We start from the raw sequence: 13,326 nt of genomic DNA on the forward strand, positions 1-13,326 counted from the left end.
GTGTGCCGCGTGCGGGTGGAGGTGAAGGGTCCGGTGTGAGGCCGGTAAGAATGTCCGCCAGTAGGTAATTGTGATGGAATGCCGGGGTCTGTCTGCTCAGTAGACATCCCGTACGTAACGCTTCGCCGCCGCGAGCTGCTTCACGTACACACCCGACTCGTCCTCGCTCAATCCGCCGTGCGCCACCGCGATGTCCCGCAGCGCCCGGTCCACGTCCTTGGCCATGCGGGACGCGTCGCCGCAGACGTAGAAGTGGGCGCCCTCCTGGAGCCAGTGCCACAGCTCGGGCCCGTGCTCGCGCATCCGGTCCTGGACGTACACCTTGTTGCGCTGGTCGCGCGAGAACGCCGTGTCCAGGCGGCTGAGCGTGCCCTCGGCCACCAGTTCGGCCAGCTCGTCCTCGTAGTAGAAGTCGGTGGCGCGGTGCTGCTCACCGAAGAACAGCCAGTTCGGCGCCGCGTGCCCGAGCGCCCGCCGCTCCTCCAGGAACCCCACGAACGGCGCCACCCCGGTCCCCGGCCCGACCATCACCATCGGCGTCGAGCCGTCCGCCGGGGGCCGGAAGTGCGGCGAGCGCTGGACGTAGACGGGCACCGCCGTGTCCGGCCCGGCGTCGGCCAGGAAGGGCGAGCAGACTCCACCGCGCGGCACGCCCCGCAGGTTCTCGTACCGCACCACGGACACCGTCAGCGAGACCCGCGCCGGGTCGACGAGCGGGCTCGACGAGATGGAGTACAGCCGGGGCTGAAGCCTCCGCAGCACCCCCACCCACTCCTGCGCGGACGCCCGCACCCCGTACTCGGCGACCACGTCGACGGCCTGCCGCCCCCAGGACCAGCGGGCCAGCCCGTCCTTGTTGTCGGATCGCATCAGCTTCTTCAACTCCCGGTTGTCCCGGGCCCGTTCGGAGACGAAACGCAGCAGGTCCGAAGTGATCCGGGTGATGTCGAGCTGCCCGTGCAGCGCCTCGGAGAGCGAGAACTCACCAACTCCGTCCACCGTCACGCCGGTTGACGCGTCCAGCCCGGTCACGGCCAGCCATTCCGCCACCAGGGACGCGGAGTTGACGGGCCGCACGCCCAGCGCGTCACCCGCCTCGTACGCCAGTCCCGTACCGCTCGTGTCGAACGTGAACCGCCGCACCTCCTTGGTCGCCCCGGGAAGGCTGAGCAGCCGGTTGCCGACGAGCAGGGCGGGGGAGGGGGCGGGCTTGGCGGACCGGACGAGGGGAGTGGGAGCCGGAACAGAAGCAGGAGCGGGAGCGGAAACCGTCTTTGTGCCGTCTGTCTTTGTGTCGTCCGTCTTGGTGCTCTCCGCGCCGCCCGTTTCCCTCGTGTCCAGACCGTCGAGCACCTGGTCGAGCCACGCGTCCGCCGACGGCTCGAAGTCGGGCTCGCAGTCGGTGCGCGGCGCGATCCGTACCGCCCCCAACTCGTCGAGCCGCGCGTCCAGTCGGCGCCCGTGCCCGCAGAAGTCGTCGTACGAGGAGTCGCCCAGCGCGAGGACGGCATACCGCACGCCGTCCAGCCGTGGCGCCTGCTCCCCGGAGAGCGTGTCCCAGAGGCCCGAGCCGTTGTCGGGGGCGTCGCCGTCGCCGAACGTGCTGGTGATGAAGAGGAGATCGGCACCGCGCGCGAGGGCGGCCACATCGGCCTCGTCCATGCCGACGAGCCTCGCCCGGTGCCCGCCGGCGTTCAGCCGTTCAGCAGCCGCGCCCGCCAGTTCCTCGGCGTTGCCGGTCTGGGAGGCCCACAGCACGACGACCTCGCGCCCGGCCAACTCGACCCCGACACCGACCTGTTGCTGCGGCGGGGCCTCCACGGCCCGGGAGTACATGCCGGCGAGCATCCCGTTCACCCAGTCCGCGTGCTCGGCGCTGAAGGGCGCGGAGGCGGGCAGCACGGGGATCCCCACGGCACCGGTGGGCAGCCCGGCGAGGAAGCCCGAGAGGTACTGGCGTTCCTGGGCGCTGAGGACGGGCGGGGGAGCGGGCGTGAACGCCAACTGCGGTACGGCGACCGGCACTTGAGGGAGTTCTGCGGGAGGGACTTCGGGGCGCGCCACCTGGCCCTCGGACTTGTCCACCGGGCCCTCGGACTTGTCCACCGGGCCCTCGGACCTGTTCACCTGGCCCTCGGGCTTGTGCACCTTCACCAGGGACACCGCGCAGACCTTGAACTCCGGCTGCAGGGACAGCGGATCGACCGCGTCGCTCGTCACCGCGTTGATGCTCAGGTATTCACCGAAGAGGTCGTTCCAGTGGAAGGGCGCGAAGACGCACCCCGGCCGTACCCGGTCCGTGACGACGGCCGGCAGCACGGCCCGCCCGCGCCGCGAGGCGACCTCGACGGAATCGCCGTCGACGACCCCCAACTCCCGCGCGTCCTCGGGATGTACCTCCACGAACGGCCCGGAGTTCAGCTTGTTGAGCTTGGCGACCTTGCCCGTCTTCGTCAGGGTGTGCCACTGGTGCTGCACCCGCCCGGTGTTGAGGACGAACGGGAAGTCGTCGTCGGGCAGTTCGGCGGCGGGCAGATGCGGCCGGGCGAAGAAGACGCCACGCCCACTTGCGGTGGGGAACCGCAGTCCCGCGTCCCCCTGGTAGCGGATGGGGTTGCGCGCGGGCCCGTCCACCGAGGCAGCGGGCCACTGCACGGGAGTCTCCCGCAGCCGCTCGTACGTCACGCCCCGGAGATCCCACCCGGTCTTCGGGTTCCAGGCCCGCTTCAGCTCCTCGAAGACGTCCGCCGCGCTCTCGTACGCGAACCCCTCGAACCCCATCGCGCGGGCGACGGCCGCGATGATCCGCCAGTCGGCCATGGCGTCGCCGGGCGGGTCGACGGCGGCCTGGGCGAGGGTGAGGCTGCGCTCGCTGTTGACGAGGACGCCCTCCGCCTCGGTCCACATCGCGCCGGGCAGGACGACATCGGCGTACGCGTTGGTCTCGGTCTCGGCGAAGACGTCCTGGGTGACGACGAACTCGGCGGCCTCCAGCCCCTCGATGACCGTACGGCGGTTGGCGACCGAGGCGACCGGGTTGGTGCAGATGATCCAGCAGGCCTTGATGTGCCCCTCGGCCATCCGCCGGAACATCTCGATCGTGCCGTGCCCGGCGCCGTCCTTGCGGAGTGTGCCGGCCGGCAGCTCCCACAGGTCCTCGACGAACGCCCGCTCCTCGTCCACCAGCACCGACCGCTGCCCGGGCAGCCCCGGCCCCATGTACCCCATCTCGCGGCCGCCCATGGCGTTGGGCTGCCCGGTGAGGGAGAAGGGCCCGCTGCCGGGCCGGCAGATCGCACCCGTCGCGAGATGCAGATTGACCAGGGCGTTCGTGTTCCAGGTGCCGTGCGTGGACTGGTTGAGCCCCATGGTCCAGCAGCTCATCCAGTCGTCGGCCGCCCCGATGATCCGCGCCGCTTCCCGGATGTCGTCCTCGGGGATGCCGGTGATCGCGGCGACGGCGTCCGGCGGATAGTCGGCGAGGAAGCCGGGCATGGCTTCCCAGCCCTCGGTGTGGGCGGCGATGAACTCCGGGTCGGTGTGCCCGCCGACGTGCAGAAGATGAAGCAGACCGTTGAGGAAGGCGAGATCGGTCCCAGGCTTGATCTGCAGGAAGAGATCGGCCTTGGCGGCGGTGGCGGTACGCCGCGGATCGACCACGACCAGCTTGGCCCCCGCCTTCACCCGCTCCATCATCCGCAGATACAGGATCGGATGGCAGTCGGCCATGTTCGACCCGATGACGAGAAAGGCGTCGGCATGATCGAAGTCGTCGTACGAGCCGGGCGGCCCGTCGGCGCCCAGCGACAGCTTGTATCCGGTGCCCGCGCTCGCCATGCACAGCCGCGAGTTGGACTCGATCTGGTTGGTCCCCACGAAGCCCTTGGCCAGCTTGTTCGCCAGGTACTGGGCCTCAAGGCCCATCTGCCCGGAGACATAGAAGGCGACGGCGTCCGGCCCGTGCTCGTCGACGATCGCGCGCAGCCGCCGCGCGGTCTCCGCGATCGCGTCCGCGACGGGCGCGGGCACCAGCTCATCGCCCCGGTCGTCCGAGCCGTCCCGGACCAGCGCGGTGGTCAGTCGGCCGGGCGCGCTCAGCATGTCGGCGGTGGTCGCGCCCTTGGTGCACAGCCGCCCGGCGTTCGCGGGGTGCGCCTTGTCCCCGGACGCCTTGAAGACCGTACGCCGTCCGTCGGGCCCGAGCCCGACGTCCAGCACGATTCCGCAGCCCACACCGCAGTACGAGCACACGGTCCGCACCTGCGTCGTCGTGGGGGGAGTGGTCACGTGCTGCCTTCCTCTGTACCGCGCTGTCCTTCTGCGTACCGGGCCTGCTGCCGACGAGCGTACGAATTGCCCGTTACGTCGATGTCACATGACCTGATCATCAGCGGTTACACCCGCTGCACAGCCAGAGTGTCAGTGCTGTGAGGTACGTATAGGTGTTCGGATTTATCTCACATAGGGGGTCGCTGAGCGTGTCGTATTGGGCCGATCGGGTGACCATGCGTAAGAATTGGCTGATGCAGACAGCCAGTGCGAGCCAGGGCGGAGTGGGTCGATGAACAGCCACGATGTCACCGACGAACAGTGGGAGGGGCTCGCCCAGGTCGTACCGCTGAGAGGCCGGGACGCCTGGCCGTCCGCGGTGGGCCACCGGTCGATACCCGAGGCGGAGACCGAGGCCAGGCGGCGTTTCGTCGTCCTGCGCGTCAATGTCTTCGCGGACGCGCGCGAGGTCGCGGAGACGCTGATGGCGGGCATCCCGGTGCTCCTCGACCTGACCGGCGCCGAGACGGACACCGCCAAGCGGGTCCTCGACTTCAGCACGGGCGTCGTCTTCGGGCTGGCGAGCGGGATGCACCGGGTCGACCGGAACGTGTTCCTTCTCACCCCGCCCGGCACGGAGGTCGGGGGCCTCATGGGCGGAGCGGGGGTCCCCGGACACTGAGAGCGGCCTCGGCGCAAGATCCGCTGATCCCCCGTTCGTAGGAAGGTGCGGCGGACGGAACGGTTCGCCGCGAGGCCGGAGCCCTACGGTCCGGTTATGAGCCTGTCGATGGACTTACCGTCCGCCGTAGTACAGACACAGACACAGACACAGACGGCGCCGCGTCCCGAGCGGCCGAGCGTCACCGAACTGCGGCTTTCCGCGTACGCGGGACACCGCCGGGTGAGCCTGCCGCTCGGGCGGCTCACCCTTCTCGCCGGGCCGAGCGGCAGCGGCAAGACGACAGCGCTCAGGGCGTACGAGTCACTGGCCCGCCTCGGTTCCGGCGCCGCCGTCGGAGAGGCCTTCCCGGACCCGGCCGCCTGCGTACCGGAACGCGCCCGCCCCGACGCCCAACGCCGCCGCGGCTTCCGCATCGGCTGTACGGCGGACGGTCCCGAGGGTCCCGTACAACTCGACGTCGCCGTCCAGGCGGAACCCGAACTGCGCATCGTGGGCGAGCGGTTGAGCGCGGGCGGGGTGGTCCTGCTGGAGACGGCGCTGCGCGATCCCGGCCGCCGTTTCGTCCAGGCCGCCTGGCACACCGCCGGTTCGGAACCGGTCACGCGCGTCTCGATGCCCGACGACCGGCTCGGTACGGCCCTGCTGCCGCTGAAGGTGGCCGGCAGGACCGACGGAGAGCGCAGGGTCATCGCCGCCGCCGAGCAGATGGTGGTCGCACTGCGATCCGTCTTCGCCTGCGATCCACGCCCCGACCGGATGCGCGCGGCGGTCCCGGTGAGCAGCGGACGCCTCCTCCCCGGCTGCGACAACCTGGCGGAGGTCCTCTGGCGCACCGGCACCGAATGCGCCATCCGCCATGGCCTGTTGACCGCCGCCGTCCGCGAGGGCTGCGCGGGCCCGGTCACGGACGTACGCGCCGACCGGGTCACCGACGGCCGCGTCAGGGCCGTACTCGACCGGGGCGACGGCCTGCTCACCCACTTCGGCAGGCTGGGCGACGGCGAGTTGAGATACACGGGCCTGGCGCTGGTCCTGCTGACCGGCCCCGGCGTCCTGACGGTCGACCGCCCCGGCGAGGTCCCCGACGCCCTCCAGACCCTCACGGTCCTGGCCGACGGTTTCGACCGCGCCCTGGACGTACGTCAGCGAGAGCAACTCCTGGGCCTGGCGGCGCGGATGTGCGACCGCGGGCACATCCGCCTGCTCGGGGCGGTGAGCGACGCGTCGTGGGCGCGGGGAGTGGCAGGGGTGACGGTGGTAGACCTGAAGCCGTGACTGATCAGGAACACCCCGAACGGCAGCAGGATCTGGACGTGGCGAAACTCCAGCGCAGGCTGGCCGAGTTCGCGGCGGCACGGAACTGGCAGCCGTTCCACACCCCCAAGAACCTCGCCGCCGCGCTCAGTGTGGAGGCGTCCGAACTGGTCGAGATCTTCCAGTGGTTGACGCCCGAGGAGTCGGCGCGGGTGATGGACGACCCGGACACCGCCCACCGCGTGACGGACGAGGTCGCGGACGTGCTCGCCTACCTCCTCCAGCTGTGCGAGGTGCTCGGGATCGACGCGCTCGCGGCCCTCGACGCGAAGATCGACCGCAACGAGCGGAGGTTCCCGCCAAAATAGTCACTCTCCGGAGTCAATATGCGGCCCGTTCCCCATTTGTTGTCCGCAGATTTCCGCCTTCCTCTGGCTTTTCGTCCCACAGCACTTCACTCTGGGTAGTGGACGGTGGAATATGGGCGGACGTGCGAGAGCGCGTCGGGACAGACGGGGGCAGCGCATGGACGCGGTGCGGCTCATCCTGACGAGCAGACGTGCCCTCGCGAGCAGCGACGGTGTACCGGAGACCCTGACGGAGGTGTGGCAGGCCCAGGCCCTCGCGCAGGCGATAGGCAGCCGCCTCGCGGTCACCGGACCACCCGAACTGCGGGGCGAGGCACTGGGGTTGACCGAACTGGCGGGCCGGGGCTGCGGAGTGCTCGATGAACCGCGCCTCGCCGCCGGCGCGTTACGCGCGGCCCAGCTGACCGAGCTGGGCGACGCCCGCCAGGCCCTCCTCTGGCTCGGCAACCTCCTCGGCGAGGCGGGCATCGCCCTGGTCGGCATCGCGAGTGCGGCACGCGACGAGACGACGTACTGGCAGTGCATGGAGTCGATCGACGCGGCGGACGAATCCCGGGACCGGGTCCTGGAGATGCTCCGGAAGCTGGCGGCGCGGGAGGCGGCGGGGGGAGCGGAGCGGGTCGCTGGGTAGGGGGTTCGTTGTCCGGCGCGGGCCGGTGGGGGCTGGTCGCGCAGTTCCCCGCGCTCCTGTCGGGGCGCTTCCGCACCCGAGTCCCAGTTGGGCCGAGCCTTTCAGCTCGGCCCGGGCATCTCAGCTCGTCCGGCGATTGAGGACGAGGCCGTTCAGGCCGAAGCGGGGGCCTCTGAATACAGGCATCCAGTACGGACCATCTCCAACCTTGTGATCGGGGCGTATTATTGAGGCATGGTCAGGAATGAGCGCACGCCGCTTCGCGCAGTGATCTACACCCGCATCTCCCACGACTCGACCGGCAAGGCCGAAGGGGTTACCCGGCAGGAGGAAGCCTGCCGTAAGCTCGCCGCCGACCTTGGTTGGTCCGTCGTGGCGGTGAAGGTCGACGACGACCGCACCGCCGTCGGTAAGAGTGGTCGGCGCGCCCGCCGCCCCGCGTACGCGGAACTGCTGGACATGCTGGCTGCCGGTGAGGCCGAGGCCGTGATCGTTTGGCATGCGGACCGCTTGTACCGGCAGGCCCGGGACCTTGAGCCGCTCATCGAGATCGTGGAGCGCAGGCACGTCCTTATCCGCCCGGTCAAGCAGGGGGAGCTGGACCTGGCCACCGCGTCCGGCCGGATGGTCGCCCGGATCCTCGCCAGCGTGAGCACCCACGAGGTTGAGCACTCCATCGAGCGGATGAAGGCCAAGAAGGAGGCGAACCGTCGGGCGGGCGTCCACCATGGTGGCCCCCGCACCTTCGGGTTCGAGGCTGTTACGCCCACGGTCAAGGGCCAGACTCCCCAGGTGCCGCGTGTCGACCCCCGTGAAGCGAAGCTGATTCGCGAGGCCGCCGGCGCGGTGCTGGCCCGCGCCGCCGACCCGGAGACCGGTGCGACGCTGACGGGCATCTGCCGGGCGTGGAACGCTCGGGGGATCACCAGCCCACGTGGCAAGCCTTGGGTCATCCAGACGTTGCGCTCCGTGCTTCTCTCGCCCCGGATCGCCGGACGCGTCGCGCACAAGGGCGAGGATGTGGGCCCTGCGCAGTGGGACGCGATCATCGAGCACGACACGTGGCTCGCACTGCGTACCGTGCTGACTGACCCGGCCCGCAGTGCGCACCTCGCCAGTGTCGACGCTCGGGCACCCAAGTACCTGGGCGCGGGACTGTACCGGTGCGGCCGTCCTGGCTGCGGCGCTGTGGTCCGCCCCGGCGGCGCCAGGGCCGGACAGCGGCAGCAGTACAGGTGCACCGCCAGCGCGCACCTGGTCCGGACCGCTGCCCCGGTGGACGACTTCGTTGAAGGCGTGATAATCGCTCGGCTGTGCCGCCCAGAGCGCGCCCGGGAGGTCATTTCGAACCCTGGACCGCCCGGAGGCGACGGCCCGGACCTAGACGCCCTGACCGCTCGTCACGCGACCCTGAACGCTCGGCTGAACGCTTTGGCTGAGGTGTTCGCGGACAGCGAGGACGCCGACCCGTTGGAGTACCGCGAGGCGGCCCGGCTCATCAGGGGGAAGATTGCAGCCGTCGAGACGCAGGTCGCAGATGCGGTGTCGGCGGCGGCCAGTGAGCCGGGTCCGCTGGACGGCGTCGACCTGCCGGAACTGGTTCGGCGGCAGGACGTTGACCCCGATGATGCCCTTGAGTGGTGGCGCGCCACGTACCCGCTGGAGCGGCGGCGGAAGATCCTCACCGCCCTGGCGGTGGTCACGCTGCGACCCGGGCGGCGAGGCCGCCCGCTCGGAGTCCTGCCGGGTGTCGTCGATCCGGACAGCGTGAACATTGACTGGACGCCTTGACTTACGTGCGAACGACAAGTCCGGCCGGCCCTGTCACCGGCCGGGCTTCGTGTTGAGGAGGCTTCTACGGCTCTCTTCCTCTGACCGCGCGCCACAAGCTCCGCGCCTCGGGGCACACACCGGTCCTGCACTCCGGGCACGACTGCCCGTGATCGAGCATCCTGCGGTACGCCACCACGTCGTACGACGCCTCCTGGATCTGGATGAACTCCCCACTCCCCGCAACGGCTTGCATGTGCCCGGCGCCCCCGGATCCGTCCTCCCACCGCCACTCGGTCACGACAGAGCCTCCATGTGGTCGCACAGTGCGTTGACCGAGCGCGCCATCTGCCGGGCGCCTACGAGCCCCGTAGGCAGGTTGAGCCGCTGCCGGGCCTCACCGGCGCACGCCAGTGCGCACGCCCTCGGTACGTCGTCCTCGGGCAGCTTGCGAGCGACTGCCTCCACCTCGGGGCCAGCAACCTGAGATGCCCCCGCAGGGCCAGCGTCAGCGTCTTCAACTCGGCGGCGCAATTGGGTACTTGGGCCTCCGGTCCCATCAGGCGGAGTGCGCTGGAACGCATGGTCTCGATGTCCAGCGGGGGATCCTCTCCCGGACCGCTAGTGGGGGTTGTAGCTTGCGACATGTTGACCTGCTTCCTCAGGTTGGCCACGTCCCGGGGCCCTCCCAGGCTGCCGAGGTTCTTGCGTGTCAACCCTCGTGTGCTGCCTCATCCGTCACAATTGGGCGGTCCTATATGGAGGCCCTATATCGTTGAATCCATGGGGGATTCCGGACCGGACCTGTGGGCACATCCGCAGCTCATCGCCGCTGTCACCGCCGAGGACTGGGGCGCCGTCTTCCGTACGTACCGGAAGCTCACCGGCCTCAGCCAGACCAAGCTGGGTGAGCGCGTCGGCCTGGTCCAGCCGGACGTCTCCGCCATCGAGCGGGGCCACCGGCGCGTGACCTCGGTGGAGGTACAGCAGCGCATCCGCTCCGGCCTGGACATCCCGGCAGACCTCAGCCGGACGGGGGCCCTTGCCCCGGCTCAGCAGGTTGCCCAGCTGGCGCTCCCGGGCCCCCGGGCCTGATGACGACCTACTGACCCGGGTCACGAGCGTGATCGACAACGGGCACAGGGCCGATGCCCCCACATTGGACTGGCTTGACCGGCTGTTGGCCGAGCACCGCCGGGCCGAGGACCAGATCGGTTCCCGCCCTCTGGCGGACGTGCTGCGTCAGCAACTCCGCACCGTCGTGGACCTCTACGCCAGCGCCCGTGTCCCGTTGGCCGACCGTGTGGTCCGTCTCGCGTCCGAACACGCTCAGTTCCTCGTATGGATGGCCCAGGACCAGGGGCAGACGGCCGCCGCGCTGGCCTGGTACGACCGGAGCCACGAATGGGCGCTGGAGGCCGGAGACCCCAACATGGCTGCCACCACGCTGTCCATGAAGGCCCACATGGCGTGGTCCGGCGGCCGTGGAGACCGGGCCGTCCGGCTCGCTGAAGCGGCACGTTGGTCGGCCCCGGGGACGTCGCTCGGAGTGCAGGGCATGGCGGCGCAGATGGCCGCCCGGGGTCACGCCCTCAACGGCGACGGCGACGACGCCACCCGGTTCCTGGACGAGGCACAGAACCTCATCGGCAGGGCAGCCGAGCACCCCGAGGACGAACCGGTCTGGATGTACTTCTACGGCGAGACCTGGTTCACGCTCCAGCGGGGCATGGCCGCGCTGCACCTGCGGGACTGGCGCGCTGCCGTGGACCACCTGACCGTGGGCCTGGCCGCGCTGTCGGCCGAGTTCCGCCGCGACAAGACCTGGTATCGCACCTGCCTCGCCCACGCCTACGCTGGGGTCGGCGAGGCCGCACAGGCGCTCACCGTGGCCCTGGAGGCCGTGCCCCGATGCCTCCGCCCTCGGCCGCCCACACTCCTGGAACGAACTCCACACCACGGCCGCTCTCCTGCTGCGCCGGGGCGCTGCCGAGGGCGCCAACTCGTCACAGCGTTGCGCGAGTTCGACTGACCCGCTCCAGGCTGGTGCAGTCTGCTGAATCAGGATCCGGAACCGTCAAAGACCGGGTTCGGTCGCTGCGTGAGTCCGGCACCATCGAACCGGCGCTGTTGTCCAAGCACTGCCGGACGCCGACCCCCAGATCGTCAGGACCCTGGTCCGGTTAGTACTCCAGCCTTACTTCGCGATCTGCTTCGATAGCCAGCAGAGGAGCTGGTCTGAGCTGAATCACGGGGTGGGTGGATGGACGAGCGCACGGTCAGGCTGAACGAGCTCGCGCAGGGACTGCGGCCGCTCGTGCGGGGGAGAGCGGAGTGCCTTGCACCGGACGAGCAGCTCGAGGTCCTACGGGGACCTGGGCGGGTTCTGCATCCAGGCCCGCGCGACGGGGGAAGGAGAAACGCATGAAGGACCCTTTGGACTTGACGGAGATCGCCGATTCTGAGGAGAACGGCCAGAGCAATAGCGCCGATTCACCTGTTGCGGATGATCCGACACTCGACTCGGACATCGACTCGACGACGGTATCGACGGTCCTGGCGGAGGTGCTCCCAGGAGTTGCCGTCGTCTTCGGTGAGGTCCCGGCGGAACTCAAGCCCGATCTGCTCGACTTCGGGCTCGTGTCGGCCGCGGACCGCAGACAGATCTCCACAGTCCTCGCTTCGATCGGGAACACGGCGACCGTGGCCGGCAACCTCGGAAACGCATTCGCCGGCGTGCAGGGGTTCTACAGAATCAGTGGTGCGACACAGGCCCTGCTGAAGGCAGGTGGAACGCTCGCCATCAAGGATGGCGCGAACCTCGGAACGGTGATGCTCCGGGGCCGCATCATTGCTCAGGCCCGATTCATCCCCATGACTGCGGTGAGCGCGGCGCAGACCGCGGCGATGCTCGGGCCGGCGCTGGCCATGGTCGGCCTTCAGATGCAGTTGAGTGAGGTCACTGGTCTCGTCAAAACGAACATCGCTCTGACGAGCCAGGTACTCACGACTGTTCGCCGTGGGCAGTGGGCCGAGCTGACGGCGCTTGTCGCCACTGTCGATCACATAGTTGACCAGGCCCGAGAGGTCGGGTCGGTCCCGACGTCTCTGTGGGAAACTGTTGCGGGCAAAAGGGCGGATCTGCGAAAGCAGTTGGACCTGTACCGATTGAACGTCGGCAGTCACATCCAGCAGATCCACCAGCTCGACACGCATGGCCGCCGTGAGTATCTCGAGACGAACGCCGAGGCGATCGTCTTTGACGCACATGCCCTCCTGTCTTCCGTCAAGGCATGGATCGGATATCAGGCGCTCCATGCCACACGGGCGAGAGCCGCTGGACCAGAAGACGCCGGCGAGGCCCGGCTCGTCGACGCGATCGCGCGCGACACTCGTACGGAGCTTGACTCCGCTCTCGCCGAGTCGACGAGCCTCGTCGACTCCCTGACGCGGGAGCTACGAATCATCGCCGAACTCCCCGGACGCGACACACTGCCGCTGCCTGGGAAGCGGAGAGACTCGATCGCAGCCCGTCAGACCTCCGCCCGTCTTCTGGAGACGATCGAGCCTCTGGCCGATGCTCTCCATCCGCCAGCCCCTCCGCTCGAGGCTCCGGGCGTCGTATGCGCACCCAAATCGCGGGATCTCGAGCCGTACCTTCGCATCCTGCGATGGTTCCTCGATGACGGCGAGACCCTCCGCGTCCTCGGCTTCCCCCAGCAGCTGGATGCTCTCGGTCCTATTTCTGCGATCTTCAGCGAGGCGAAGGAGAAGTTGGCGGCAGCGAGGGACAAGGCGACGGTAAAGACACTGGTCGCTGTCACGGATCGCCGCATTATCACGGCCAGGACGAACGCATTCCTTGAGCAAGGCGAGATCCATCCGGACATCCCGATCGACCGGGTGCGATATGTCCGAGCGGCGACCACACAGGACAGGAACGGGCGCCTGGCGATCGACCTCATCACGCGCGACGAGAACATCCGGTGGCTCTTTCCTGCTGACATCGACAACAGTGGAGTAGATGCGCTCGCCGCTGTGCTTGCCGAGGCGATGACGATCCCGGACGTTGAACGCGATGAGCTTCAACGGCGGCGCTACGTCTCCATCGCGGCGGGGAGGAAGGGCGATGCCGAGGAGGCCTCGAGCCAGTTGCCCTTGGACATTAAGCCGACCGAGCCTTTCTGATGCAGAGTTAGAGGAAGGTGCCACACTCTGGCAGCTCTCGACAGTGCACGCTGAAGCGGATCGCGAAGGCCCGGGTCAGGGTCCGCCGCCACGTGTGGCAGATCTCCGACTCCAGCCAGGCGAACAGCGCGGGCGCCATCCATGACTTGCTTGAACACCGC

10 protein-coding genes are annotated in these 13,326 nt (G+C 69.2%); 8 read left to right on the forward strand and 2 right to left on the reverse strand.

Going from position 1 to position 13,326, the window contains the following annotated elements:
- Positions 1-96: 96 nt before the first annotated feature.
- Positions 97-4,287, reverse strand: a complete 4,191-nt coding sequence (locus ACFYXF_RS36075) for a molybdopterin-dependent oxidoreductase (protein ID WP_389356164.1) — start codon at positions 4,285-4,287, stop codon at positions 97-99.
- Between the two features lie 274 nt (positions 4,288-4,561).
- On the opposite strand from ACFYXF_RS36075, the gene ACFYXF_RS36080 reads away from it, so the two are divergent.
- The 5 genes from ACFYXF_RS36080 to ACFYXF_RS36100 all read left to right on the forward strand — a co-directional run bounded on the left by ACFYXF_RS36080 (position 4,562) and on the right by ACFYXF_RS36100 (position 8,998).
- Positions 4,562-4,951, forward strand: a complete 390-nt coding sequence (locus ACFYXF_RS36080; protein WP_389356165.1) for a cell division protein SepF — start codon at positions 4,562-4,564, stop codon at positions 4,949-4,951.
- A 108-nt stretch (positions 4,952-5,059) separates the two neighbouring features.
- On the forward strand, positions 5,060-6,229 hold the full coding sequence (locus ACFYXF_RS36085; RefSeq protein WP_389356166.1) for an ATP-binding protein: 1,170 nt from the start codon (positions 5,060-5,062) through the stop codon (positions 6,227-6,229).
- Positions 6,226-6,576: a nucleotide pyrophosphohydrolase gene (locus tag ACFYXF_RS36090; protein WP_389356167.1), complete on the forward strand. Its 351-nt coding sequence runs from the start codon at positions 6,226-6,228 to the stop codon at positions 6,574-6,576. Before ACFYXF_RS36085 ends, ACFYXF_RS36090 begins: the two co-directional genes overlap by 4 nt.
- Positions 6,577-6,733: 157 nt before the next feature.
- The gene (locus ACFYXF_RS36095; RefSeq protein ID WP_389356168.1) at positions 6,734-7,207 is read left to right on the forward strand and encodes a DUF6099 family protein; all 474 of its coding nucleotides are present in this window, start codon (positions 6,734-6,736) and stop codon (positions 7,205-7,207) included.
- A gap of 234 nt (positions 7,208-7,441) precedes the next feature.
- Complete coding sequence (locus ACFYXF_RS36100; protein WP_389356169.1) at positions 7,442-8,998, forward strand: recombinase family protein; 1,557 nt, start codon at positions 7,442-7,444, stop codon at positions 8,996-8,998.
- 276 nt (positions 8,999-9,274) lie between these two features.
- On the opposite strand, the gene ACFYXF_RS36105 is transcribed toward ACFYXF_RS36100, so the two are convergent.
- Positions 9,275-9,445: a DUF6415 family natural product biosynthesis protein gene (locus ACFYXF_RS36105; RefSeq protein ID WP_389356170.1), complete on the reverse strand. Its 171-nt coding sequence runs from the start codon at positions 9,443-9,445 to the stop codon at positions 9,275-9,277.
- 315 nt (positions 9,446-9,760) lie between these two features.
- On the opposite strand from ACFYXF_RS36105, the gene ACFYXF_RS36110 reads away from it, so the two are divergent.
- The 3 genes from ACFYXF_RS36110 (at position 9,761) to ACFYXF_RS36120 (ending at position 13,165) form a co-directional block, all read left to right on the forward strand.
- Positions 9,761-10,072 (forward strand): helix-turn-helix domain-containing protein, encoded by a 312-nt coding sequence (locus tag ACFYXF_RS36110; RefSeq protein WP_389356171.1) that lies wholly within the window; start codon positions 9,761-9,763, stop codon positions 10,070-10,072.
- Between the two features lie 64 nt (positions 10,073-10,136).
- Entirely contained in the window at positions 10,137-11,009 is an 873-nt protein-coding gene (locus ACFYXF_RS36115; protein ID WP_389356172.1) for an XRE family transcriptional regulator, read from the forward strand.
- 392 nt (positions 11,010-11,401) lie between these two features.
- Positions 11,402-13,165, forward strand: a complete 1,764-nt coding sequence (locus tag ACFYXF_RS36120) for a hypothetical protein (RefSeq protein WP_389356173.1) — start codon at positions 11,402-11,404, stop codon at positions 13,163-13,165.
- Positions 13,166-13,326 lie beyond the last annotated feature (161 nt).

Origin of the sequence: Streptomyces sp. NPDC002680 (assembly GCF_042889145.1) — a bacterium.
In the GTDB taxonomy this organism is placed as follows: Bacteria; Actinomycetota; Actinomycetes; order Streptomycetales; family Streptomycetaceae; genus Streptomyces; species Streptomyces adonidis.